Annotated in this window: 22 protein-coding genes; 10 read left to right on the forward strand and 12 right to left on the reverse strand. The window is 60.4% G+C overall.

The features are described from left to right. The first annotated feature begins 2 nt into the window (after positions 1 to 2). Complete coding sequence (locus ACX80D_RS07605; RefSeq protein WP_459322039.1) at positions 3 to 1493, forward strand: dihydrolipoamide acetyltransferase family protein; 1491 nt, start codon at positions 3 to 5, stop codon at positions 1491 to 1493. 137 nt (positions 1494 to 1630) lie between these two features. On the opposite strand, the gene ACX80D_RS07610 is transcribed toward ACX80D_RS07605, so the two are convergent. Together ACX80D_RS07610 and ACX80D_RS07615 are read right to left on the reverse strand one after the other, a co-directional pair. Next, entirely contained in the window at positions 1631 to 2947 is a 1317-nt protein-coding gene (locus ACX80D_RS07610; RefSeq protein WP_459322040.1) for an aminotransferase-like domain-containing protein, read from the reverse strand. 58 nt (positions 2948 to 3005) lie between these two features. Beyond that, positions 3006 to 3416: a hypothetical protein gene (locus ACX80D_RS07615; RefSeq protein WP_459322041.1), complete on the reverse strand. Its 411-nt coding sequence runs from the start codon at positions 3414 to 3416 to the stop codon at positions 3006 to 3008. Between ACX80D_RS07615 and ACX80D_RS07620 the strand changes: the two genes are divergently transcribed. Beyond that, complete coding sequence (locus ACX80D_RS07620) at positions 3415 to 3705, forward strand: hypothetical protein (protein WP_459322042.1); 291 nt, start codon at positions 3415 to 3417, stop codon at positions 3703 to 3705. The two genes, ACX80D_RS07615 and ACX80D_RS07620, sit on opposite strands and share 2 nt — an antisense overlap. Positions 3706 to 4059: 354 nt before the next feature. Here the strand turns inward: ACX80D_RS07620 and ACX80D_RS07625 are convergent, their stop codons facing one another. Then, the gene (locus ACX80D_RS07625) at positions 4060 to 4437 is read right to left on the reverse strand and encodes a helix-turn-helix domain-containing protein (RefSeq protein ID WP_459322043.1); all 378 of its coding nucleotides are present in this window, start codon (positions 4435 to 4437) and stop codon (positions 4060 to 4062) included. Between the two features lie 36 nt (positions 4438 to 4473). Between ACX80D_RS07625 and ACX80D_RS07630 the strand changes: the two genes are divergently transcribed. The 3 genes from ACX80D_RS07630 to ACX80D_RS07640 all read left to right on the forward strand — a co-directional run bounded on the left by ACX80D_RS07630 (position 4474) and on the right by ACX80D_RS07640 (position 7785). Next, entirely contained in the window at positions 4474 to 5508 is a 1035-nt protein-coding gene (locus tag ACX80D_RS07630; protein ID WP_459322044.1) for a Gfo/Idh/MocA family protein, read from the forward strand. 73 nt (positions 5509 to 5581) lie between these two features. Continuing rightward, positions 5582 to 6856 carry an MFS transporter gene (locus ACX80D_RS07635; RefSeq protein WP_459322045.1) on the forward strand — a complete coding sequence of 425 codons (1275 nt, stop codon included), beginning with the start codon at positions 5582 to 5584 and terminating at the stop codon, positions 6854 to 6856. 233 nt (positions 6857 to 7089) lie between these two features. After that, the gene (locus ACX80D_RS07640) at positions 7090 to 7785 is read left to right on the forward strand and encodes a biliverdin-producing heme oxygenase (RefSeq protein ID WP_459322046.1); all 696 of its coding nucleotides are present in this window, start codon (positions 7090 to 7092) and stop codon (positions 7783 to 7785) included. 245 nt (positions 7786 to 8030) lie between these two features. Here ACX80D_RS07640 and ACX80D_RS07645 read toward each other — a convergent pair whose 3' ends face one another. Then, positions 8031 to 10169, reverse strand: coding sequence for an HNH endonuclease signature motif containing protein (locus ACX80D_RS07645; RefSeq protein WP_459322047.1), 2139 nt, complete (start codon positions 10167 to 10169; stop codon positions 8031 to 8033). A gap of 111 nt (positions 10170 to 10280) precedes the next feature. Here ACX80D_RS07645 and ACX80D_RS07650 point away from each other — a divergent pair, with 111 nt between their 5' ends. After that, positions 10281 to 10781, forward strand: a complete 501-nt coding sequence (locus tag ACX80D_RS07650; protein ID WP_459322048.1) for a DUF456 domain-containing protein — start codon at positions 10281 to 10283, stop codon at positions 10779 to 10781. A gap of 22 nt (positions 10782 to 10803) precedes the next feature. Here the strand turns inward: ACX80D_RS07650 and ACX80D_RS07655 are convergent, their stop codons facing one another. After that, a complete protein-coding gene (locus tag ACX80D_RS07655; protein ID WP_459322049.1) occupies positions 10804 to 11262 on the reverse strand; it encodes a hypothetical protein in 459 nt (152 codons plus the stop codon). 165 nt (positions 11263 to 11427) lie between these two features. Between ACX80D_RS07655 and ACX80D_RS07660 the strand changes: the two genes are divergently transcribed. The 3 genes from ACX80D_RS07660 to ACX80D_RS07670 all read left to right on the forward strand — a co-directional run bounded on the left by ACX80D_RS07660 (position 11428) and on the right by ACX80D_RS07670 (position 15573). Beyond that, positions 11428 to 11916 carry an acyl-CoA thioesterase gene (locus ACX80D_RS07660; RefSeq protein ID WP_459322118.1) on the forward strand — a complete coding sequence of 163 codons (489 nt, stop codon included), beginning with the start codon at positions 11428 to 11430 and terminating at the stop codon, positions 11914 to 11916. Between the two features lie 296 nt (positions 11917 to 12212). Further along, complete coding sequence (locus ACX80D_RS07665) at positions 12213 to 15035, forward strand: FAD-binding and (Fe-S)-binding domain-containing protein (RefSeq protein ID WP_459322119.1); 2823 nt, start codon at positions 12213 to 12215, stop codon at positions 15033 to 15035. Between the two features lie 112 nt (positions 15036 to 15147). Continuing rightward, a complete protein-coding gene (locus ACX80D_RS07670; RefSeq protein ID WP_459322050.1) occupies positions 15148 to 15573 on the forward strand; it encodes a universal stress protein in 426 nt (141 codons plus the stop codon). Between the two features lie 175 nt (positions 15574 to 15748). Here the strand turns inward: ACX80D_RS07670 and ACX80D_RS07675 are convergent, their stop codons facing one another. The 5 genes from ACX80D_RS07675 to ACX80D_RS07695 all read right to left on the reverse strand — a co-directional run bounded on the left by ACX80D_RS07675 (position 15749) and on the right by ACX80D_RS07695 (position 21489). Further along, positions 15749 to 16117, reverse strand: a complete 369-nt coding sequence (locus ACX80D_RS07675) for a type II toxin-antitoxin system death-on-curing family toxin (RefSeq protein ID WP_459322051.1) — start codon at positions 16115 to 16117, stop codon at positions 15749 to 15751. Next, positions 16114 to 16320 carry a ribbon-helix-helix protein, CopG family gene (locus ACX80D_RS07680; RefSeq protein WP_459322052.1) on the reverse strand — a complete coding sequence of 69 codons (207 nt, stop codon included), beginning with the start codon at positions 16318 to 16320 and terminating at the stop codon, positions 16114 to 16116. Before ACX80D_RS07680 ends, ACX80D_RS07675 begins: the two co-directional genes overlap by 4 nt. Positions 16321 to 16465: 145 nt before the next feature. After that, the gene (locus ACX80D_RS07685; RefSeq protein ID WP_459322053.1) at positions 16466 to 16936 is read right to left on the reverse strand and encodes a DUF5956 family protein; all 471 of its coding nucleotides are present in this window, start codon (positions 16934 to 16936) and stop codon (positions 16466 to 16468) included. Positions 16937 to 17005: 69 nt separating this feature from the next. Further along, entirely contained in the window at positions 17006 to 18292 is a 1287-nt protein-coding gene (locus ACX80D_RS07690) for a glycoside hydrolase 5 family protein (RefSeq protein ID WP_459322054.1), read from the reverse strand. Beyond that, positions 18289 to 21489 (reverse strand): alpha-mannosidase, encoded by a 3201-nt coding sequence (locus ACX80D_RS07695; protein ID WP_459322055.1) that lies wholly within the window; start codon positions 21487 to 21489, stop codon positions 18289 to 18291. The genes ACX80D_RS07690 and ACX80D_RS07695 overlap by 4 nt, the downstream gene beginning before the upstream one ends. A 161-nt stretch (positions 21490 to 21650) precedes the next feature. Here ACX80D_RS07695 and ACX80D_RS07700 point away from each other — a divergent pair, with 161 nt between their 5' ends. Further along, on the forward strand, positions 21651 to 22763 hold the full coding sequence (locus ACX80D_RS07700) for a serine hydrolase domain-containing protein (RefSeq protein ID WP_459322056.1): 1113 nt from the start codon (positions 21651 to 21653) through the stop codon (positions 22761 to 22763). 187 nt (positions 22764 to 22950) lie between these two features. On the opposite strand, the gene ACX80D_RS07705 is transcribed toward ACX80D_RS07700, so the two are convergent. Beyond that, on the reverse strand, positions 22951 to 24393 hold the full coding sequence (locus tag ACX80D_RS07705) for a dihydrolipoyl dehydrogenase family protein (protein WP_459322057.1): 1443 nt from the start codon (positions 24391 to 24393) through the stop codon (positions 22951 to 22953). Between the two features lie 10 nt (positions 24394 to 24403). Beyond that, entirely contained in the window at positions 24404 to 25357 is a 954-nt protein-coding gene (locus tag ACX80D_RS07710) for an ABC transporter substrate-binding protein (RefSeq protein ID WP_459322058.1), read from the reverse strand. Positions 25358 to 25396 lie beyond the last annotated feature (39 nt).

Consider the following 25396-nt stretch of genomic DNA (forward strand, 5'->3'; position numbering starts at 1 on the left):
CCATGTCTACCCTGAATTTCTTCAAGCTTCCCGACGTTGGCGAGGGTCTTCTGGAGGCCGAAATCGTCACCTGGAAGGTCGAACTGGGCGACGTTGTCGCCGTCAATGATGTGATCGTGGAGATTGAAACCGCCAAGTCACTGGTTGAACTGCCCTCGCCCTACGCGGGTGTAGTGGCCCAGTTAATGGTTGCTGAAGGTGAAACGGTGGATGTGGGAACGCCCATCATCGCCATTGGCTCCGAGGTCTCCGTGGCCGCCGCCGCTGCGCCCGTCGCTGCGGCCCCTGCCGAGCCTGAAGCCGAAGTGCTCAAGCCGCTGGTGGGTTCCGGTCCCAAGGCCGACGCCGTCAAGCGCCGACCGCGGATCAGCTCACCCTCCGCTGTGCCCGCCCGAGTAGCTACCCCGGCCCCTTCCGCTCCAGCTGCGACTGTAGCTCCGGTTACGCTTCCGGCTCCGGCTGCGACGCCGCCGACGGCCCCCGTCGCTGCCCAGCAGGCAACTGCGCCCGCCGCGCCTTCCGCAACGAGCGCACCCGCTCAAGAGACGGCGTCGACCATTATGACTAAAGCGGCAGCAACAGCTGGCCGCATGGTGGCGCGGGCCAACCGCGCCCTGGCCAAGCCTCCAGTCCGCAAGGCCGCCAAGGACATGGGCATCGACCTGAACGAGGTTTCCGCCACCGGGTTGCGCGGCGAGGTCACCAAAAAGGACCTACTCAGCTACCAGGATCAGCGCACCGCAGAGCACGACGGCGCCGGTACTTTTTGGGCGCCCGCCACCGGCTCTGGACTCGAAGATGACCCGCGCATTGAACGCATCAAAGTCAAGGGTGTGCGCAAGGCTACGGCCAAGGCCATGGTTGAGAGTGCTTTCTCGGCGCCGCACGTGAGCATTTTTGTTGACGTTGACGCCTCGCGCACCATGGAATTCGTCAAGCGGCTCAAGGTCTCGCGCGACTTCGAGGGCATCAAGGTTTCGCCACTGCTGATTCTGGCCAAGGCCGTGATTTGGGCCGCTGCACGTAACCCGTCCGTCAACGCGACGTGGACGGGGGACGAGATCATTATTAAGCACTTCATGAACTTGGGCATTGCCGCGGCGACCCCGCGCGGGCTTATGGTGCCGAACATTAAGGATGCGCAGAACCTCTCCCTGAAGGAGCTGGCAATTGCGTTGAACTCCCTCGCCACGACGGCTCGGGCTGGCAAAACTGCGCCGGGCGACATGCGCGGAGGTTCGCTGACCGTCACAAATATTGGTGCCCTCGGCATTGATACCGGAACGCCCATCATCAACCCGGGCGAGGTCGCGATCGTGGCCTTCGGAACCATCAAGCAAAAGCCGTGGGTGCTGGACGGGGAAGTCATTCCGCGCTGGATCACCACTTTGGGTGGATCTTTCGATCACCGCGTGGTGGACGGGGATCTCTCGGCCCGTTTCATGGCCGATGTAGCTGCCATCATGGAAGAGCCGGCACTGTTGCTGGACTAACTCCTTTAACCTTGAACGCTCCCGCAACGTTAGGGGTGTCTTCGCCAACGATCCCGCAGGTGAACTGCGGCAGTGTTGGCGAAAACTCCCTGTGCTGCGGGAGCGTTTGTGGTTGTGCTGGGACTACTGCGCTCCGGCTACTGGGTGGCAGCGAGGGCCGCGGCCAAAACTGGGGCCAGGCGCTTCACACCTTCGCGCAGAGTTTCCGGAGGTACGGCGCTAAAAGCCAAGCGGAGTTTGTTGCTGGGGCCGGCTGCGGCAGAGAATGCGGCGCCGGGAACGAAAACAACCCCGGCGTCGATTCCCTGATGTAGCAACGGGTAGGTGTCGATGCCCTCGGGCAGCGTCAACCAGACGAAGAAGCCGCCTTCGGGGCGCGTCCATGAGACGCCTTCTGGCATGAACTCTTCCAGTGCTGCCAGCAGGGCTGCGCAGCGTTCGTCGTAGAGGGCGCGGTACGTGTCAATTTGTCCGCGCCAATCGTAATCGCGCAAATATGCACTGACTAGTAGCTGGTTGAACGTGGGCGGGCACAGGGTTACGGCCTCGCTGGCCAAGTAGTAACGCTGTTTGAGGTGCGCCGGAACCAGGGCCCAGCCAATGCGCAAGCCGGGAGCAAAGATCTTGGAGAACGATCCCAGGTACAGCACGTCCTCGGGGTTGGCCGCACGCAAGGAATCCGGCAGAACGCCGTCGAACTTCAGGAGTCCGTAGGGGTTATCTTCGAGCACCAAGATATTCGATTCGCGGCATATGTCCACGATTTCTTGGCGACGCTCCGGTGCCAGCATGACGCCCGAGGGATTATTGAAGTTAGGGATGGTGTAGAGCAATTTAATGGTCTTGCCCGCGGCATGCAGGACGGCGATCCGCTCGCGCAGCAGTGACGGAATAATACCGTTTTCATCGCCAACGACCGGCTGGACATCGACTTCGTAGGCCTCGAATGTGTTCAGTGCGCCCACGTAGGTGGGGTCCTCCAGGAGGATGACATCGCCCGGGTTGCAGAACACCTTCGCGGCTACATCCTGAGCCGATTGAGACCCAGCGGTGATCACCACGTTCTCAGGGTCGGCGTCGAGAATGCCCTCCGCGGCCATGACCTCGCAAATCTGAGTCCGGAGCTCAAGCGTTCCCTGACCGCCACCATACTGCAGCGCTTCCAGGCCGTGCTCAGCAATGATGGACGCGGCCGTGGCGCCCAGCTGGTCAAGGGGGAGCGATTGCAGATACGGATTCCCGCCAGCCAGGGATACGAGTCCGGGTTGCATGGAAATCTCAAAAACATCGCGCACGGCCGACTGTTTGATGTTGGCTGCGCGCTGCGACAGCAGCGCCTCATGCCGATGTGGCGGGGGAGTTGGCCTCTGAGTCGCGGCGCGGTTGAGGGCATCGACGGCTTCTTCGGACAGGGATTCGGCGGCAGCGTTGGCGCTCGAGGCTGAAGTATTCACGTGCTCAGGATATAACCTAAGTTGCTAAATAGGCATCAAAAGTTTTCGATTGCGCGCTTTATTTTAAACTCAACGCTTCGGTCAACGTCTTCCCGTTGATGGTGATGGCTACGGGTTTCCCCGCGGCCTGCTGCGCAGTCAGTAGCAGTTGTTGCTCGAAGCGGGGGATATCGCACTCGCCGGCCAGGCTTAGGGTGCCACTCAGGTGTGCGGTCATGCTGGTTCCGGTCCTGTCTACCGAGTCCACGCTGAGCCGGGAATCCGCGAGGGCGTTTCTCAGTCCGGACAGGCCAATGTGTGCAGCGTGGTTGTTGAGAAGTGTTCGGAGGGCGCCTTCCACGGGGTCAGTGTAGGTAACTGTTTGGCTAGTGACCGCCACGGCGCTATCCCCGCAGCCCACCGCGGGGCCGGAAACGCCGGCGTCTCCCTCTGCGATGAAGAACAGTGTCACCGAGGCGGAGGTTGCCATGACCGTGGGTTGTGGCGCGTTCGACGGCGGAGCTTGGCTTGCGCTCTCCCCATCACTCGGCGTTGTGGCTGGCAGGGTGGCTGGCAGGGTGGTTGGCGAGGTGGTTGGCGAGGTTGCGGTGGCGCTTGGGGCAGACACTGTTGAGGTTGCTGCCGCGGAGGGTGTCGGTGACGTTGTCGAGTCGCTTGGAGGGTTGCTGGAGCAGCTGCCCAGAATGAACGCTGCTCCGGCCAGCAACGCCACGAATGTGATTCTGCCTTTGCTGCGCATGGCTGCCTCCGTAGGGTGAATCCGGCGGCCGCCTGTTGTGGCCACATGTCCCAGTCCACCCAAACTATGACCCAATGCGATGGTGCGAAAGGTTGCGGGGGTAAAGGGTGTTCAACCGTGACCACATAGCCGCATGATCACGAGGCCGTTCACTAGTGTCACGGGATGTCCATCATTGACGCTTGGTCATTGCTGCACTCCGTCTGCACTGCTTGACCTGCACTGCTTGACCTTCACTGCTTGACCTGCACCGTTGCGCCTGAGGCGCTGAAGCGCTGGGGCGAGCAGGGTAAGTCCCTTCGCTTTGGACTCGGCAACCACTCACAGCCACGTTCAGCATTGATATTGCCGGCCGGTGGTTACATATCGGTTGTTATTCGGTGTTGGCACTCTTTTGTTGGGCCAGCCAGGCAGTGATGTCTTGGCGGCGAATCCGCCGGTGCGAGCCACGGTACTCAACAGCGATATCGCCCCGGTCAGTGAGGTTACGCAAAAAGGTGTGGGAGATGCCGGCCAGCTCGGCTGCTTGGGAGGTGGTGAGGAGATCCGCGATGCTAGCTACGGACACAGCGTCTCCGCGGGAGAGTCGTTGCAGGAGATCGAGCACTGCTTCCCGGGCGCTGGCCTCGAGGCGGTGCGCGGTCCCGTCCACGAAAACTGTGACGTCATCGCTGTCTGCGAGGGTACGCGCCAGCGAGGCTTGTTGTGTCGGTTCCAGCGGGGACGTGATTTTGGGGGCATGGAAGGTCATGCAACACATGCTAGCCCGGACTGTAGGGTGTGATCCATGACGGAAATAATCCGCACCGCGGTCCTGGGCTATGGCTTGGCGGGAAGTGTCTTCCATGCCCCATCCATTGCGGCACTGGAACGGTTCAGTCTGGATGTCATTGTGACCTCAGATCCAGTGCGTCAGGCCGCGGCGCAGCTGGCCTACCCCGGGACGCGCATCCTCTCACGCCACGAATGGGAGAGGGCAGACAGTCATAAAGACCTTGATCTGGTGATCGTGGGAACTCCTCCGGCCTCGCACGCGCCCTTGGCAACTAGAGCCCTTGAAGCCGGATGTGCGGTGGTGGTGGATAAGCCATTTGCGCTCTCCAGTGTTGAGGGCGAGGCCTTGATTGCTCTGGCGCAGGAGAAAGGGCAGCTGCTCACCACCTACCAGAACCGGAGGTGGGACGGAGAGTATCTGACCCTGCAGAATTTACTGGCCGACGGCACGCTGGGCGAGGTGCGCCGCTTTGAATCCCGGCTGGAACGCTGGCAGCCAGTCATCACCAAAGCATGGAAGGCGCAGGCCACAGTGGCGGACGGTGGCGGGATCCTGTTTGATTTGGGCTCACATCTGATTGATCAGGCGCTGCAACTATTCGGTTCCGTGACCCGGGTGTATGGAGAGCTGGCCGCACGCCGCCCGGCAGAATTGGGGGACGACGATGCCTTCGTGGCCCTGGAGCACAGCAACGGAGTTACCTCGCACCTTTGGATGAATCTCAACGCCACCCACAAGGGTCCGCGGTTGCGCGTGGTGGGTTCTCAAGCCGCCTATGTCAAGCAGGATGGGGACATTCAAGAAGCTCAAATCCAGGCGGGTGTGCTCCCCGGCGACCCTCTGTACGGCGTAGAACCCCCGGAGCAATGGGGCGAGTTGTGGCGAGAGGGTCAGAGCAGTCCCGTGCCAACGGTGCCGGGTAATTTTCCGCAATTCCATGAGCTCCTCGCCGAAGCCATTCTCAACGGTGGACCGGTCCCGGTGAATCCTGTGGATTCCGTGGAAGTGTTGCGAATTATTGAAGAGGTTCGTCGTAGCGCCACGTAAGGTAGGACGCCCCGTAGGCTAGAACAAAAAATAGGCCAGCAAGAGTCAGTATTATCGGAAAGGCGGCTCCATTGTGAGCTTCGAAGAAGCCAGGGCGCAGGTATCACCGGTGCACAGTAGTGTGGCGTTGGCTGAGCCGAGTGTCAATGTCCGGCATCGCTGGACGGCCTCGATCGTACTGGTCAATGTTGGTATCAATGCCGCGTTCTTCGGCCCCATCCAAGTTCTGCTGGGTCAGCAGGCCATGCATTTCAACGCTGATGAGAAGGAAGGCATTCTGGCGCTTGTGACGGGTGCGGGTGCCGCGGTTTCCTTGGTGGCGAATCCACTGTTCGGGACGTTCAGTGACAGGACCACCTCACGGTTTGGCCGACGCGTCCCCTGGGTTTTTATTGGCGCACTCTTGGGCACTATTGGTCTGGTGGGCTTGGCAGGGGCGCCGGGCGTCGCGGCCATGACGCTGCTCTGGTGCTTGGTGCAACTGGGTTGCAATGGTGCGCTCGCAGCCACCACGGCCGCCATCCCGGACCAAGTTCCCGTGCGTCAGCGCGGCAGTATTGGCGGCTTGGCATCCATGGGCACCGTGCTGGGTATCCTCATGGGCGCGGCCATTGGTGCTGTGGTTGCCGGAAATTTCTCACTGGGCTTCATCATTTGTGCTATCGGCCTGGTGGTGGGCATGGTGCCGTACTTGTTCTTTGCTAACGACCCCGTGTTGGATGCGAAGGACAAACCAGCCTTCACATGGCTGAATTTCGTGTCCGGGTTTTGGATCTCGCCACGGCTTTACCCTGATTTCGCTTGGGCCTGGATCACCCGCTTCCTAGTCAATGTGGGCAACCATCTGGTCACGCTATATCTGCTGTTTTTCCTAACTGACTCCGTGCGCCATGAGGATCCCGCCTTCGGCGTCTTGGTCCTAACTGGAATTTATGCGGTCTTGACGCTGATTACTGCCGTCATCGGTGGACGCTGGACCGACAAAGTGGGTAAGCGCAAGCCGTTTGTCATTGCCTCATCGGCGATCATCGCCTTGGCCGCGTTGATTCTAGCGTTCTTTCCCACCTGGATCGGAGCCCTTGCCGGAGCCGCAGTGCTGGGCATTGGTTACGGCGTGTATTTGGCCGTGGACTTCGCCCTGCTCACACAGGTGCTTCCGTCCTCTGCCAGCCGCGGGAAGGACATGGGCGTTATCAATGTGGCGAATTCGCTGCCGCAGGTCATTGCCCCCATCATCGCGTGGCCGCTGGTCACTCTCCTGGGCGGTTATGTGACGCTCTATGTAGTCGCGGCTGTCATTGGACTGCTGGGTGCGGTGTTTGTCGTCAAGATCAAGGGAGTCGACTAGGTCAAGCGCATCGGTGCCGACGTGGGTGCCGGCGTGGGTGCCGGCATCGGCTGCGGTGAACGTTGAGCCCTGCGAATTTTCACCCACCTGAAGGCTTCTGCAGCCATCACTTCTGCCCTCGATTGACGCTCCCTGCGCCTCAGACTCCAGTGACACAGTGTCGTTAAGACCTTGACAGTGTGTCACTATCTTTGATTAGCTAAGATTACCTTTACCTAATTATGGAGTTGGCCATGTCTGCGCCCGCAGTTGAATCCGTCCTTTCTGAGACCACTGTCGCCCTGTCGGAGGAACTCAAGACTCACACTGCGGCCGCCCACTCAGCAGCTGAGGATTCCTCCTTCGTGTCAGAGCTGATGGGTGGCGTCTTGGAGGCTGCTGCATTGGTCAGTCTGTTGGATCAGAGCCTGGTCATTTACCGTGCCTTGGAGAACGCGCTGGCAGCCCATGTTGAGCACCCCCAGTTGGGAGCTTTCCTTGATCCCAAGCTTTCCCGCGTTGCAGCTCTAGAGGCCGATATGGCGTTTCATCATGGTGCGGACTGGGAAGCTCAGCTGGCCGATGGTCGGATCGAAATTGTGCCAGCTACCCGCACCTATGCCGACGTTCTGGAAAACGTGGGCGCCGAGTCTATCGAGTTTCTTCTGGCCCACCACTACGTGCGCTACATGGGTGATCTCTCCGGTGGTCAGATCATCCAGCGCCTCGTTCAGCGCCATTACGGCATTGCCGATGAGGGGCTGAACTTCTATACCTTCCCCGAGATCGACAAGCCCAAGCCCTATAAGGATGGCTACCGGAACCTCATGGACAGTACCGATTTCACACGCGAGCAGAAGGACACCATCTTGGCCCACGCTGCCGATTCCTTCGAGCTCAACCGCGCAGTGTTTGTGGACCTGGCCGCTGCCCGTAGGACCGCAGCCTAGGCTCTTTCAGAGATAGAAGACTTGGCCTCTTGGCGCAAGAACGACGGCGGCATTCCAGTTGCCGCCATGGACACGGAGTCGAGTTCGCCGTCGTAATTGGATTTGGTGGTGTTGGGCTATGACGCACGGCGGATCGCCCATTGCGTGTCTAGACCCCGAGCGGATCCTGAGACTTATCGGTGGACCACGGCTAAGCAGACGCTACTAAACCGTGGTGGGAAGTAATGGCAACCCGGCAGTTCATCTCAGCAATTGTGCTTCTTGATGTAGCTGACCAGTAGTTGTTCAAACGGGCTGCTTGAGGAGTCGGAAACTGCCGCATGTTTTGCGCGCTTCCCCGGATTCGATGGGTCCACGGGAGTGGGTGGAGGTGCCGATTCCGCGGCTAGTGTCGAGGTGGGCGGTGCCGGACTGGCGGCTGTGTCAACACGTTTCTCAAGCCATGGAGGATAGATCGGCGGGCGGCTGTCTTTTCCGGGCGCTCGATGCTTGGCTCCGGACGGTGCGGTCCAGCTAACCGTTCCGTCGAGTTCTAGAGTGGGAGTCCAGCCCCGTAGGCGAAGGACATGCCGGTACGGGTCCTGGATGCTGCGGTAGTTTCCGTTCCGGTCTTTATCGTCCTTGAAATGTCTGAGCGCGTGGTGACGTTTACAGGCCGGACGAAGGTTCTCCATAGTGGTCTGCCCGCCGTTACCGTACGCCTTGAGATGATCTGTTTCGGTATCCATGGCCGGGTTGGGGCAGCCTGGGAAATAGCAACCACCTGAGATGGCCCGCAGTACAGCCTTGTCTGATTCCCGTAATTGATATCGCTCAGGATGCAACCCCAAAGGTTCTCCTGTGACGGGATCGGTGAGGACACGCAGGAAGCTACCAGCCGAAGCCATGAGCCTGCGGGCGATGTCCAGCGGCACGGGTCCTGAACAGGTAGTCGAGCCTGCCAGCTCGGCGGGTTCATCAGTGATTCCCATGGCTCCCAGAAAAGGTACGGTGACCAATATGGTTGCTTCGGGCAGTGGTGGATCGGCCACCAGTTTGTTTGACTGGAGAGCTTCAAGTTGGTCCATATATTCCTGGCCCGGGTTCTCTGCAATTCCATCCACCATGCCCTTTGCATATCCAGAGCCGTCCCCTTTCCACGCCGTGGGTGGGGCTCCACCTCCAGCCGAGGCTGAGTGGCCTGAGGCTGATAGACCTGAATCGGACTCTATTCCTACTGGCGGCCTGGCATTTGCTGGGTCGGCAGCGCTGCTGCCAGTTTCTGTAGCCGCTGGGTCACTCCTGCTCGGATCGCTCGCACGAGTATCACCGCCAGTGGCCGGTCTGGCGCCAGTGTTGCTGTCATTACCGGCACCGGCACCGGTGCTGGTTGTAGTGCTGCTGGCTGGGATATTGCCACCGGAGTTCTCCGCAGAGAAACCAGGCAGTGGTTGTTGGCCGAGTAAGAGAGCTGCTGCGACGTCCACCCGCAACTGAGTCAAGGTCCGGTTTTCGCTGTGGCTGGCCTGGCTGTTCTCACCGGATTGGCTGCTCTGAGACTCAGCGTTCTCGCCGGTGCGGGGCAGGTTTTTGAGTGCTCGGGCCGTTCTGGTGCACTTGACCCAGATTCCTTCGGCCGCCAGCGATGGCAGGTGAAGGGTCAGCCATGACATGCCGTCCTTGCCCGGCCCCAATGTCATGGCCCGTTGGGAATGGGCAGTCTTGGTGCGGGTCCTGATGGATTCCGGATGAGTGGCTTCCCTTGCACGCCTGGCTTTGGGAGTAAAGCTAGCGGCGCTGGTTCCTGGCGCTAGATGCAGGAGGCGCTGTTCAAAGGCTGCGACGTCAGCAGTGGAGATGCCGGGCGTCTCCAGAAGTGTTTCCACCTCATCCACAATGGTCCACGCATGTCTTAAGGAAATGACGCCCGTCCGCAGCAGCTGGAACGTCTGGGGATAGTTGTTGACCAGCTCCGTTGAGTGATGCGCCAGTGTGGCGGCCGTGCGTTCGGGAATGAGCAGAGTCAGCGCCAATTCGCTGTGGGCGCTGGATTCGTAGATGCCCGATTGCCACGAGTCTAAGAAGGAGGCTTGTGCTTCAATGGCTGCAGCGGCCATGAGATTGGCTACCAAGGCGGCCTTGGTTGCTGCGAGACGATCTTCTATCCGTTTTAGGACTTCCAAGGCGGCTATGGACGTGTCATATTGTGCCCGGGCCACACCCAATTTTGAAGGCTGCTCAGGGCCCGACATCGAGGCTGGAGCGTCAAGCGCTATCCCTTCAAGAAGGGGACTGTCAGTACCAAAGGGTTCAATAGAGGGAAGAGTAATAGCGCTGAGGAGTGTAACCACATCCTGTGTGGCTTTATAGCCCCGGTCTCCGGGGACATTCTCCGGATTACTCATACTTTCATATTACGCTCATCGTTATGCTTATGCTATAGATTCCCAAATATATATACGAATAGTTTTTTGTTGCCAGAAGCGGCGACCAACAGGAGATGGCACACTTGCCGTATGGATACACAGATCATATGGAGCATTGTTTGTGGGCTGGCCATCGCAGCGGGTGCAGTGGGCGTCATCGTGCCGGTATTGCCCGGAAGCATCCTCATTGCCGCAAGTCTGCTGACGTGGGCGATCGTGGTTGGAGGGCCCCTGGGTTGGATCGTGTTCGGGGTGGGCCTACTCTTTGTCGCCGCGGGAATGGCTTCCAGCGCGGTGCTGACGGGCAAGGCCATGAAGGAACGCTCCATCCCCGGCCGCTCAGTGGTCATTGGGCTTGTTCTGGGAGTGGTTGGTTTCTTCGTGGTACCGGTGGTGGGGCTCCTGCTGGGATTCGCCGTCGGACTTTTCCTTTCGGAATTTGCCCGCCAAAAGGAGTTCAAACCGGCAGTGTCGTCCTCCGTTGCAGCTCTGAAGGCAACAGGTTTAGGGATCCTGGCAGAGTTCGGTTTCGCCGCACTGGCAGCAGGAACGTGGGTCACGGGCGTACTCATTTACTTTCTGAATAGGTAGCGCGCCACCTCAACAAAAAGCTCTACGGGACGTCAAGCACAACATTGATGGGCGACATCCGTCCACCGCAGCGTTCATTGCCGGAAACGCGAGTCCAGTTCAAGGCAGTCGACTGTGCAGCCACAATGTTCCCGCTACGGTCGTACACCCGGAAACTGACGGACTTGGGAGGGTTCGCGGCCACGTTGAAGAGCCAAGAACCATCCTTTTGGTGGGTGAGCAGCCCCGATTTTTCCGTGGAATTCTTGGCGAAAGTGGGTGGCACCGGAATGCAATCAGCCCCAGCGCATGCGCTCACGGCCATGGCCTCGACATTGCCCGTCAGAGATAGCGTGAGCTGGTTGTTCCAGTTAGGTGTGGGGCAGGGGCCGGCGTCGCGGTCCAAGACAATGGCGCCAATGATGAAGGCCATGCAAAAGGCAGCCACGATGGGAACCAGAACAATTTCCACACGGCGGCGACTGAAGGGGGCTACAGGCATGGCCACATGTTACCGAACCACTCTGACTGTTTGCCGCGAACGCCCTCATTCCTGCTTCCTACTAGTATCTGAACATGCGCGCAGAGCCGGCCGGCGTCCCGTTTCGGTACCGCAAATATGGCCACAATCAGGAAGGCGGCATCATCCGTGAAGGATTTTGGTGTGATGGATTCTGAGGTGAAGCACGACGCCGGACGGCGGCTTACGCTGCATGTTCCGATGCGCTGGGGGGACATGGATGCCTACGGACACATCAACAATGTGGAAGTGCTGAGAATTCTCGAGGAGGCTCGGGTTCATGCCTTTGGTCCACCTGCTGGCACCGGTCTTCCTGGAGTTGAGGTGGCGCAGCCCATATTCTCCGACCTTCCGGAGAGCACCCAGGCGCTGGTGGTGGAGCATCGGGTCAAATATTTGACGCCTCTGAACTACCGCAATATTGCCGCGGTGGTGCAGGTGTGGGTCAGCGCCATCAAGGGAGCCAGTTTTACGGTTGCTTACGCCGTTTTCGATCCGGTCACGGAGAAAAAGTGCGTCATTGCTGAGACCGTTTTGGCGTTTTTCCATGAGCCCAGCGGCACTTTGGTGCGTTTGACGGACACCAAGAAGGCCCAATTGGCGACACTGCAGGGTCCAAAAAACTTCAAGCCCTGAGTCATCTCCAAACCAAGCGATGCTGGCCAGCGTAAGGTGGAATACTCATGGAACGCAAGGGTCTCCGGTCGCAAATACAAGGTGTCCGACGGTTCTAAGAATGTCCGCCGGTAGAAATGCGGCTCGGCAATAACAGGCGGTGCAACTTCAGGTGCAACTTCAGGTGCAGCTTCAGCTACAGCAGAGACAACGGACTATAAAGGGGCACAGTGGCGGCGCAGATAGGTGAACTAGTCGGGGAAACATCCGGTTTGGGTGGTTTGGGTGGAGTGGTGCTGCAAGAAGTAGGTGCAGCCATGGCAAGTCCCGCTCAGACCAAAACCGGTGCTCTGGACCGCCACGCCAACGCGCACGACGCTTCCCACTTCCTGCTGATTCCACAAGCAGTCGCGGTTCCGGCCAATGCCCTCGAAGTGGCGAATTTGATGCGCATCAGCGCCGCCCGTGGGCTACCGCTCACCCTACGCTCCGGCGGAACCAGCCTCAGCGGCCAAGCCGTCGGCGGTGGCTTACTAGTGGATGTGCGCAAGAATTTCCGCGGCATTGACGTGCTCGACGGCGGTGCTCGGGTTCGCGTGCAGCCGGGAGTTACGGTGCGGGACCTGAATGCGCGGCTGGTTCGGTTCGGGCGTAAGTTCGGCCCGGATCCGGCCAGTGAGGCTGCGTGCACCATTGGTGGAGTAGTTGCCAATAACTCCTCGGGCATGGCCTGCGGAACCACGGACAACGCCTACCGGACCCTGGAATCGCTGACCTTAGTGCTGCCCAGCGGGACAGTTGTAGACACCGGCGCTGCGGATGCTTCGGCCCGCCTGCGCGAGTTGGAACCCGAGCTCTTCAAAGGGCTAGGTGAGCTTGCCGAGAGGGTCCGCAGCAACCCGGCCTCACGCGCCACCATTGAGCGCCAGTTCGCCATGAAAAACACCATGGGTTACGGGCTCAATTCGCTCTTGGACTTCGATGATCCCGTAGATATTTTGGCGCACCTGGTGATTGGCAGCGAAGGCACATTGGGGTTTGTGGCCGAGGCTGTTTTCCGCACCGTCCCGCGCCTTGCCCATGCCACTTCCGGACTGCTAGTTTTCAAGAATCTTGAGGCAGCCAACACCGCGTTACCGGCGCTCGTGGATAGCGGTGCGGCAACTGTGGAGCTGATGGATGCACTGTCCCTGAGGGTTGGCCAGGGTCTGAGCCAGGTTCCCGCCGTAGTGCGCGATCTTGCCGTAGATCAGCACGCAGCTCTGCTGGTGGAATACCAAAGCGGCAGCATTGATGAACTCGCCGATCTCAACACCAAGGCCATGGCACTCGCCGGATCGCTGGGGCTTGATAAGCCGGCCAATTTCAGCCAAGATTCCAAGGTTCGCGCCGAGTTGTGGCACCTGCGCAAAGGCCTCTACACCTCGGTGGCTGGTGCGCGTCCGCAAGGAACCACAGCACTTTTGGAAGATGTGGTGGTTCCGGTTCCCGCGCTGGCCCGGACTTGCCTCGAGTTGAACACACTTTTTAATAAGTACAGTTATGCTAACTCAGTCATTTTTGGGCACGCCAAGGATGGCAATATTCACTTCATGCTGACGGGCAAGTTCGCCAGCAAAGATGAGCTCGACCGCTACTCCTCCTTCACAGAAGACATGGTGGATCTGGTGCTCGCTGAGGGTGGTTCACTCAAGGCTGAGCATGGCACAGGCCGCGTCATGGCGCCGTTTGTGCGCCGCCAATACGGTGATGAGCTGTATGCGGTGATGCGCCGAATCAAGGAACTGTTCGACCCAGCCGGCATGCTGAACCCAGGTGTCATTCTCGATCAAGATCCTATAGCACACCTGCGCCATATAAAGGCGGCGCCGCCCGAGGTGGACCCCGAAGTGGACCGCTGTGTCTCCTGTGGATATTGCGAACCAGTCTGTCCTAGCAAGAACCTCACGCTGACCCCGCGCCAGCGCATTGTCACCTTGCGGGACATGGAAACGGCCCGCCGCGCAGGTAATACGGGGCTGGCCGACGCTCTCGCCAAGGATTACGAGTACTCCGGCGTGGACACCTGCGCTGTTGATGGTATGTGCCAAACAGCATGTCCCGTGGACATTAACACCGGCACGCTGGTCAAGCATCTGCGCACCAAGGACGCCGGAAAGGTGGAAAGCGCCGTGTGGGGCGCGGCCGCCAAACACTGGGGCGCCGCCACCCAGGGAGCCGGGCTGGCGCTGGGCGTAGCCGCAAAGGTGCCATCCCTTGCAGTGCAACCCGTCAACCGGCTGGGACGCAAGATCCTCGGCGAGGACACATTGCCGCTCTACTCTTCTGAGCTTCCTGCCGGAGGTAAAGCACGACGCCGGCCCGCACCCACCGGTGTTGCGGCGGCTGTGTACTTCCCCGCCTGCGTCAACGTCATGTTCGGCCCTGCAGGGGAGGGTTCGGAAGGTGTGCAGGCGAGTTTTGAGCAACTGTGCGCTGCTGCCGGAGTTCACTTGCTGGTTCCAGAAGATATTTCTCAGGCGTGCTGCGGGACCCCATGGTCTTCCAAAGGCATGGCGTCCGGGTTGGCAGAAATGCATGCCACAACCCTGAAAATGTTACGGACGGCCACGCGTGATGGTGAGTTGGATGTCATTTGTGATGCCTCCAGCTGTACCGAGGGGCTGTTGCACACCATTGAAAGTGAAGTTCTGGCGCCCGGACAGAAACCACTGCGCGTAGTGGACGCCGTGGCGTTTACCGCCGAGAAGTTGCTCCCATTGTTGCGCGGACGTGGCCAAGACGGGGATTGGGAGCGTGTGGAATCGCTGGCGCTGCACCCCACCTGCTCCTCGACCCGTATGGGACTGAACCCCGCCCTTGTGCAGGTGGCGGAAGCCGTAGCGGACTCGGTTCAGGTCCCTGATAACTGGGGCTGCTGCGGCTTTGCCGGTGACCGTGGGATGTTGCACCCGGAACTCACAGAATCGGCTACGGCGGCACAGGCCGCAGATGTAGTGGCGATGGACGCCGTCGCACATGCATCGTGTAATAGGACGTGCGAGTTGGGAATGACCCGGGCCACAGGGGAGGACTACCGGCACGTGCTGGAAATCCTTGCGGACGCCGTTTCGAGCAAAGTTCCCGTAATACGGGCGTAAGTTCGCCCACTTTTAGGCCTATTTATGCACTTTTGTGGCTAAAGTAGGGATCAAGAATGGCGTCAGCGCGCAAGGTGCTGAAGCTTCGGTAACAACCATAAGGATGAAACAAATGGCTGGAATCATCATTGTCGGCGTCGACGGCAACTCAACGTCCATGAAAGCTGCCCGCGTAGCCGCGGAGCTGGCCAAGGCTACAGGCCGCACCCTGCGCGTGGTCACCGCTTTCGGCGAAGACAAGACCGAAAAGGTTGCCATCGGAAACGACGAATGGTTCCTCTCCACGGCAGATGAGGCTGAGCGTGTTGCACAGCGCGTTGCTGAAGAGCTGAAGATCTCCGGCGTCAAGACCGAGTACTCCTCGGCATTGGGCAAGCCGGCCGACGTCCTGTTGGAAGAAGCTGCCAAGCTTGACGCTGACATGATCGTTGTCGGTAACGTCCGCATGCAGGGCCTGGCCCGCGTCCTGGGCTCCGTTGCCAACGCTGTTTCCCACAACGCCCCGTGCGATGTGTACATCGTGAAGACTGACGGCTAATCACCTTCTGTTGACAAAACCCCCGCAGCGCATGATGCTGCGGGGGTTTTGTGTTTAAAGATTGTCGTTAAAGTGTGTGCTCTGGCGGTGCTGTGGCGGTGCTCTGGCGGGCCGGCATGTGACTCGGTCGGAGGGGCGGGATCGCAGAGAGCTCCCGGGTTACCTGCCTACTAGCTCACCTGGCGACCATATGATCGGAAACTAGCGCTGCGCTCTGTTCCAGCGAAATTTCTCCGGATGCAACGCCTAGAACCAAATCAAAACCTTGATCAGCGGTGAAGTTATGTTTGTGTCCATTGATCCACAGCGTCAAGGCCATCAGTGTCCACGCAGTCCGTTTGTTCCCATCAAGCAAGGCGTGGAAACGTGCCACTGATTCCAGCACAGCTGCTGCCTTCATGGGCAACAATGGATAAACATCTGCGCCAAGGACTCTTGTGGCGGGTCGGGCCAAGGCTGACGCCAGCAGTCCGGCGTCTCGGACATGAAATCCCAAACGATTAACTACTCGTAGTGCATCCTCGATCTCGAGGTAAGAAGTCATGCATCCTCAAGGCGCTGCAGCAGCTCTGCATCGTGGTTCAAAACGAAATCCAGGCCCGCATCAACGTCCTGTTGACGGCCATGGCGCTGCAGCACCAACTCAGCACCCTGTAAGAGCAGGGCGGACTTTGAGGTGTGCTGATCGGCCGCCAACTGATCCAATCGGCGATCAAGTTCTTCAGGAACGCGCAGATTCATAGCCATACATACATGGTACCAAATCAGTACCACTTGGGAGTCAGAGAGTACCAATCAGGTAATCAAGTAATCAGGGGGGGCCAATGCAACTGCAGCGTGAATTCCGGTGACAAGCTACTTTAGTTGTACGGCTCGGGTTCAGTGCTTGGTTTCAGCGCTTGGCCGCGGCGTAGAATTCGGCGACGATCCGCTCTGCGTGGGGGCGGAGCTGGGCCGGTGATTGCTGGTTCTGCTGGGCCTGGTTCATGAGGGTTCCGATTCTCTGAATCACCGACGCCCGAGGTTCACTTTGACGTTCCTGCGGGCCAAACTCCTGCCAGCCAGGCGGAACGCGCAGGTACCAGTCGAAGCCGCTTGGGCGGGCGGGGATCCCGGCCGCGTGGAGATACTCATTTATGTCGTCGTCAATATCGTGGCGATCTGCCTGTGTGAACGGCACTAACTCGCGGGTCTCCACACCATTCCGGATGCGCGTCTGCTGGACTGTCCTGCCGGCATCTGACTGCACGGTTTTGCGGACATTGTCCGGCCCGGCAGCCCAGGCCATCAGTGCGAAGAAACCATTATCGCCGAGCAGCTCCCATTCGCCGTCGGTTCCCTTGAAGGCTACCTTGTCCCACATCGTTTTTCCTTTCGCTGTGAGCTGTGAGCTGTGAGCTGTGAGCTGTGAACACTGACCAGTGAGCTGACGCTAATTGACCACGTCGGTGATACCGCGGGCGGTGAGGTAATCGGCGTCGGACGTTTTGGATGCACGCACCAAGGCGGGCTTAGTGCCCGAGGCGGCGCGCGCCAACCACGCCGTGAACAGCTCCCCGGATGGGTCGGCCACTGAGCGGCCTATGCCTGTGGCCTCATCGCCCGGGTCGAAGGAGAGCGCAGTGCTGCGTGCCAGCGGAGCCGTGGGGTTGGCACGTTCGGCGGCAATCAGTTCGGCCAAACGCAGGCCCGCGGGCTTGGGGCGACGCTGCGAATCCAACAACCCCAAGGTGTATTCCAGCTCAGGGAAGTCGGCCAGCTTGCGGCTGACATCGTGCGAACACCACCACGTGACGCCCCACAAATTAGGGGTATCCAACACGGGTCGCAGGCTCTGCTCCAAGAAGTCCGCTGCGCCGTCGAATGGAACAGCGGGGTACGGAGCGCCAATCTCCTGCAACCAAATGGGCCGTGCTGGATCATCCGAATAGGCGTCGGCCAGCTGGATCAAGTAGTCGGCAAAGAGCGTCCGGGCCGGGTGGCCTTCGGGGAACAAATGCGCCACCGCCACGAATACCCACGAGTGCACTGTTGTGGCGTCGCCCAGGCTCGTGGCGTGCGCCGGTGTGACAGGGCAGCTGTCCACAAACCAGGCATTGTCATCAAAGCTGTGCTGATGCATGCCCGTGGGCCACGCCTTGCGGGCGGCGGCCAACAGGGTGTTGAACCATTCGCCCATTTCTGCCGGGGTGGTGAGCTGCTGCTCGGGATGCCGCTCCACCGCAAACTGGTTGGTCTCGTTGCCCAGGGTCATGCCCAACACGTTGGGACGGGAGGTAACCTCCGCAGCCAACGCGGTGATGAGCGCAACCTCCGCCTCCACCACCTGCGGGTCCGTATAAATGTTGCGCCGATGCCAGCTAGTCACCCACGAGGGCAAAAAGTCGTAGCTGGACAAGTGCCCCTGCAACCCGTCGACCGACACATCCAAACCGAATTCTGCAGCAGCGTCCACCACCGCACCCACATCGGCAATGCCCGCCGGGCGGATCAACGAACGGTTCGGTTGCAGTAGCGGCCACAACGGAAAAATCCGAACATGGTCCAAACCAAGCGCCGCGATCGACTCAAAATCGGCGCGCACGGCATCCACATCAAAGTCCTGCCATGAATGGAACCAGCCCTCGCTGGGCGTGTAATTCACGCCCCAACGCACCGGATTCCGTCGTGGCGGGGTAGTGTTGCCAGCCGCCGAAGGGACAGGGTCAGGGAGAATCATTTGCTGCCTCTCGCCAAGCGCAGAGTCAGGATTTGGAAGGGCCGCAGAGTGAGCGCCATGGTGGGGTTCCCGGTGCCGTCTGGGGTGTCCGGGCCGGCACCCACGGTGAGGGATCCGGCGTCGTACGGCTGCTCGAGAAGGTTATTTTCCACCACGCTAACAACAGCAAACGACGCCGAGAGCGTCACCTTTGCGCGCGCCCCCAACGGCTCGTACAAGCGCACGATCACGTCACCGCTGCGGTCATCAGCCAACTTCACGGCCTCAATGATGGCGCCCTGCGAATCGGTGCTTACCAGCGGCTCGACGGCGGCGCCGGGAACCTCTGCCGGTACGCAATGCCACGGCAGGTTCAGCGCGTAACCGGCGGCGATAGCATCCGTCACCTCAGCGCCAACGACGAGCCCGTAACTGAAGGAATGGTGGCCCTGATCCGTGGTGGGATCGGGGAAACGCGGCCCGCGCAGCAGAGAGAGCCGCACCGTGGTGAAGCTGGCGTCATTGCTGCCTGGGTGGCGTGAAACATCGTGCCCGTATGTGGAATCGTTGATGACGGCAGCCCCAAAACCGGGCTCGCCCACATGGACCCAGCGGTGTGCGCACACCTCAAAACGGGCGTTGTCCCACGAGGTGTTCTCATGTGTGGCGCGCTGAATGTGGCCATATTGGGTCTCGAACCGCGCGTGATCGGCGTGCACGTCGAGCGGAAACGCGGCTTTCAGAAGCGTTTCCTGCTCGTGCCAATCGACCTCATTGTGCACCGTGATGACCTTGGAATCCGGGGCAATCCGCACGCGTTGGGTGATGTGCGACTTCCGGAAACTGCGCTTAATGGTGATCTGCGCGTGGCCGTTCTGTATTTCCACGTCCATCGAATCCAACTCGCGGAGGTCGGTGACGGTGTTCTTGTAGAACTCGTCAATGTCCCAGGCGTCCCACATATTGGGGAAATCGGCGTGCAGCTGAAGTAAGTTGGCACCTTGACCTTCAGGGACGAGCTCGCGGTTGGCGGCCACGTCCACGATGGAGGAGATGACGCCGTCGGATCCGAAACGCACGGTGATGAGCCCATTGCGCACAACTATTTCGCCGCTGTCCCTGTGCTCCACCGTCACTTCTGCGGTGTCCGGTGCCGGTACGCCCGCGCTGAGTGGGGCGATGCCGCGGCGTGGGTACGGGGAGGCGTTGAAGTGGAGGGCGGAATCGACGGACGGGGTCTCGACAAGCTCGGCCACCGGGGCGGCCTCAAGTACCGGCCGCGGCGCGAGGGCGTCCACCGCCGCAGAGATGATTCCCCGGAGATCCTCGGCGATCCGGGCGTAGCTTTCTGCGGCTTCGCGGTGCACCCAGACGATGGAGGATCCGGGCAGAATATCGTGGAACTGGTTGAGCAGTACCAACTTCCAGATCCGGTCCAGTTCGTCGTAGGGGTAGTCAATGAGACCCCGAGCAGCGGCCGTGGCGCTCCACAGTTCCGCCTCGCGGAGGAGGTGCTCGCTGCGCCGATTGCCCTTCTTGGTCAGTGCCTGCGAGGTGTAGGTGCCGCGGTGCAGTTCAAGGTAGAGCTCGCCCTTCCACGCAGGTGCGTTGGGGTATTCGGCCTCGGCGGCCGTAAAGAACTCCGCCGGGCTTTGGATGGTGACCTGCGGGGAGCCTTCCAAATCGCGGGTTCGCTTGGCTCGGGCCAGCATTTCGCGCGTGGGTCCGCCCCCGCCGTCGCCCCATCCAAAGGGGATGAGTGAATTCTTCGCGGCACCCTTGTCGCGGAAGTTGCTCACGGTGTGGGCCAATTCGGCACCTGAGAGCTGGGAGTTGTAGGTGTCGGCGGGCGGGAAATGCGTGAAGACGCGGGTGCCGTCGATCCCCTCCCAATTAAAGGTGTGGTGCGGGAATTTGTTGACGGTATTCCAAGAGATTTTCTGCGTCAGGAACCATTTGGCGCCGGCCTGCTTGACGATCTGCGGCAGCGCTGCGGAGTAGCCAAAGGAGTCCGGCAGCCAAACTTCTTTGCATTCGATCCCGAAGTTTTCGCGGAAGAAACGTTGACCGTACGTGAACTGCCTGGCCATGGCTTCTGAGCCCACCATATTAGTGTCCGACTCCACCCACATGCCGCCCACGGGGATGAGACGTCCCTCCGCCACGGCCTGCTTGACCTTGACGAAGACCTCCGGGCGGTGCTCCTTCAGCCATTCGTACTGCTGGGCAGAGGACATGGCGAACTGGAACTCAGGATTCTCCCCCAGTAAATTCACCACATTGGAGGTAGTGCGAGCCACCTTGCGCACCGTTTCACGCACCGGCCACAGCCACGCGGAATCAATGTGCGCATGCCCAATGGCCGTGATTTGGTGGGCGCTGGCGTTGGCAGGCTGAGCCAGAACCTCCGCGAGCAGGGCTCGGGCTGCCGCGGCTGTGCCCACAATGTCTGAAAGTACGACGGCGTCCAGCGCACGTTCCAGCGCGTACAGGATGTCCCAGCGGCGCGGATTCCCTAGGTCCAGTTCGGCCTGAAGCTGGTCGAGCACCTCAAAATCTTGGACCAGTTCCCACACCTCGGTGTTGAAAATATTGATGTCGGCCCGGGCCATGGTGTAGCGAGGGGCATCTCCGGCCGTGAACTTTTCGCCCAGTTGCGTGGGGATGAAGGGGTTGTCCGTGAAGACGAACGGGTTGGCTGCAGCCTCCACGTACAGGTCGATCTTTTCCCCGCCCTGGGCCGTACTGCCCTGAGCCGCGCTGCCCTGCGCATCCACTGAGACGGGAACCCAGGTATTGAGCGGGTTCAAGGCCTTCACCGTTTGCCCGTCGGGACGGTACACCAAACCCTCGGCTTGGAATCCCGGCCATGATTGGCTGAAGCCCAGATCCACCACAAGCTCAACCTTGTGCCCACGAGCCTCCGGCGGAACCGTGCCGGTCAGGTGAATCCAGCTAGTTCCCCAAGCCGGGCCCCACGCCTGACCGACGGCAAACGGCGCAAAGGAGGGAACGGCGTCGTCCGCGGTTGCTAGAGAGGAACTTGAGATAGGCGCAAGCCCGAGCGCCACGGCAGGGTCAACGGGCTCGCCCTGGCCGCCGTCCACATGCCACGCCGTCAGCTCCAGAGGGGCAATGGGCGTGTGAATCGCGGGGATGATCCGTTCCACCAAAACTCGTTTGAGGCGGTTCTGAATCAGACCGTGTTTGTCGTGCATGTGGGTGGACCTTCCCGTGGCGGACGGTGGGGGAGCTGAATTTTCAGTCTAGTAGGGCAGCTCAGACCCATGGGCAAGGTTGCCGAAGTCGTGACGCGATTTTTTGCGGCGTGGGGGAGTAAATGCGCGGCACCGCACCGGCCACTGCCTACAGTGGAACCATGAATTCACCCACTCAAGGCTTCGCCGCTCCCCAGTTCGCCCCCGTCCGGGAGCTTTTCGAGACCATGCTCGAGGCCGATCCTCGCTATAGTGCGCAGCTCGCAGTGTACGTGGGCGGTGAGCGGGTGCTGGACTTATCGGGAGGTCCGGATTCCGCGCCCGCCTCGCTGACCGGCGTTTTTTCTTGTTCCAAGGGCGTTGCGGCCTTGGCATTTAGCCTGTTGGTGCAGGACGGGTTGGTGGATTTGGACGCGACAGTGGCCAGTTATTGGCCTGAGTTTGCGCAGCAGGGCAAAGAATCCGTCACTGTGCGTCAGCTGCTATCCCACCAAGCCGGGCTGGTGGGAGTACCGGGCGGTTTCGCCATGGAGGAATACAACGATCTGCCGATGGTGGCGGACCGGTTGGCCGCGATGGCGCCGATGTGGCGCCCCGGCAGCGGTGTTTTCGGCTACCACGCCCTAACCATGGGCGTATTCCTAGAAGAGCTGTGCCGCCGAATCACGGGAGAGCGTCTACAGGACGTGTACAACCGCCGTATTCGTGAACCGTTTGCCGCCGATATGTACCTAGGATTGCCCGACTCTCTTGAGTCAAGATTCCGACCCGTGCTCTTTGACGAGCAACCCGCGCCAGCGTTTTTTGATCCGCTCTCCATTGCTGGCATCTCCGGGAATGTGCAGGCCGGAAATCTCCTCAGCATGCCCAACCTCCGCAGTGTGCGGGCCGGTGGAAGCACCAGCGGTGCTGGAGTGGGATCGGCCGACGGATTGGCCCGGGTCTACGCAGGAGCCATCACCGGGATCGATGGGCTGGAGCCCTACCTGACACCCGAGACCATTGCGCTGATGAGCGAAGAACAGGTGTGGGGCCTTGATCGAGTATTTTGCAACACGAGTGCCTTCGCCGTGACATTCATGAAATCACATCCGCGCATGGACTTTGGCAGCTCCGCAGCCTTTGGGCATGAGGGCGCGAACGCATCGTTGGGCTACGCCGATCCGCTGTACGGGATCGGATTCGGCTACGTGCCAGCCCGGCAAGAAGAAGGGGCCACCGCGGGCCGGGCCATGCTGCTCAGCGCCGCCGTCAGGAAAGTGATCTTGGGCTGAGGTGGGCTGGGCTGGCCTCACCCGACAAATGCCGCCGATAATGGAGAATGCCGTCAAAATATCGACGGCATTCTCCATTATCGGCGGCGGTAGTGAGGTCAGTGAGGTCGGTGGTGGCGATGGGGTCGGTGGCGGTAGTGCCGTTTGTCGTGGCGAAGGATGCCACGCCCTTCGCCTCCTGCGCCAGCTATTTGAGCGCTCGCAGGGCGTCCGGGATAGCCCGGTGAAACGTTGGGTAGGCGTAAATCATGCTTTGCAGCGTGGCGACAGGAATGCGAGCATGCACTGCCAACGTCAGCATGGACAGCACCTCTCCGCCCATGGGCCCCATCGATGTGGCGCCCACGAGGACACCGGAATCGGCATCCTCCACGACCTTGATGAAGCCCTGATTGCCTGCTTTATGGATCCAGCCGCGCGTAGAATCGCCCAACGGGGAGAAACCGGTCCGCACAGTAAGGCCAGCGTCCCGCGCCTGCTGTTCCGTCATACCGACCACCCCAATTTCCGGATCGGTAAACGTCACTCGAGGCACCGCGTGATTATCCGCAACGCCCCGCTCCGGCTGCTCTGAGTGCAGGGCAAGGATGTGGCCGGTAACAATATTTCCCTGATGCATTGACATGTGAGTGAACGCCCCAGCTCCTACGGCGTCACCAATCAGGTACAGGCCGTCGGCTAGTTGCAGGTGCTCATCAACGGTGGGAGCGTCTTTCTTCTTGACCTTGATGCCAGCTTTGGACAAACCAAGTTCAGCCAAAGCCGGGGTTCGCCCGGTGGCCACCAAGAATTTCTCCGCCGACAGTCTGGGGCCGGCAGACGGTGCACCAGCGGATGCAGAGGTGGCGGAGTTTTCCAAATGGACTCGGAAGCGGCCGCGCGAATGCGAAACTGTGGCGACCTCCTTGTTCCGCAGAATCTTGATGCCCTCATTACGGAACACCTCAGCGAGCAGTTCGGCGGACTCCGGCTCCTCCTTGGAGATGAGTTGTGAGCTACGGAGCACCATGGTCACCTTGGTGCCAAAACGTGTGAACGCCTGCGCAAGCTCCACCGCAATGGGTCCGCCACCCCACACGATCAATGACTTTGGCGCGCTCGCAGCCTGCACAGCTTCCCGGTTGGTCCAGAACGGTGTCCCAGCAAGCCCCCGAACGTCCGGTACAACAGGATTCGAGCCCGGGTTGAGCACCACGGCGAGGCGTGTACGGAAGGTGAGCTGGCCGCCGTCGGGCATGGAAACGGTGACCTCACGGGGGCCGGTGAGCCGGCCGGTGCCGCGCACCAGCCGGCCGCCCGTCTCGGTGAAGCGATTGGCCGCGACGTTGTCATCCCAGTTGTCGGTCGCCTCGGAGCGGATGCGCCCTGCCACGGTGGTGAAATTCGGGGTGACCTCCACGGTGCCGGCGAGGCCAGGAATGCGCAGCGCCTCAGCCACCACATTGCCGCCGCGAATCATCATCTTGGAGGGGATGCAGCCGTAGTAGGGACACTCTCCGCCCACCAGTCTGGCCTCCACGCCCACCACGGACAGACCGGCGGTGGCCAGCTCGCCTGCTACCGATTCCCCACCCGGTCCCATGCCGAGCACCACAACATCAACAGTCTCCGGCTTGTTCGCGGCGGCCATAGAAAGCTCCTTACTTAGTGATGCCCTTGTCCTTGAGCCACGCAGCCGCAGCGGCCTTGGGTTCCATCTTTTGATCGCCCTCAACCTGTGTGCGCAAGGCAATCAGGTCATCCGTGGTGAGTTGCTTGGAGACGTTGTTCAAGGCGGTGGTGCCAGCCTCGTTGAACTTGTCCGTCTTGATGATAGGCAGCACCTGCTGGGCGCCGATCAGACCCTTGGGATCTTCAAGAACCACCAAGTTGTTGGCGGTGATTTCAGGGGACGTGGTGAAAATATCGGCCATTTGGACCTCATTGTTCAGCAGCGCTTTGAGGTTCAGGGCCTCGCTGCTGGCACTGAACGCCTTAAAGTCCTTGGGGACACAGTTATAGAGCGTCTTCAGTCCCGGCAAACCGTACGGGCGGGTCTGGAATTCCGACGGCGCAGCGAGCGTCAGCTCACCGCACACCGGCGCCAGATCCGCGATGGAGGTCAGCTTGTACTTGGCGGCAATTTCAGGGGTCACCACAATGGCGTCTTTATCTTCCGCGGCGGCGGCTTCCAAGACGCTCAGACCAGCGGGCATCTTCTCCGGCAGTGCTGCCAGAATGCCGGGGCCGTCAACAATGGTGTTGCTCGCATCCAGGTAACCCAATAGATTGCCAGTGTATTCAGGGACCACATCAATGGATCCGTCTTCCAAGGCCTTCAAGTAGACCTCACGGGCGCCGATGTTCAGCTTAGTGGTGGCAGTGACGCCAGCGGCGTTCAAGGCGCCAGCATAAATTTCGGCCAGGATGGCGTTCTCGGGGAAGTTCGCCGAGCCCACCACAACGGAACCGGAACCGGAACCGGATTCGCCGCCGGCGGAGCTGCTGGTGCCCAAAGGATCGCCACCGCCACACGCCGTGACGGCGAGGGCTACGGAGAGTCCTGCGGCTGCTCCAAGAATTGCGCGGCGGGTCGGCATGGAAATCTTGTTCATGGTGTTTCTCCTGTAACTCGGGGAATTGCTAGACATCGT

This window comes from Arthrobacter sp. Sr24, assembly GCF_054511175.1.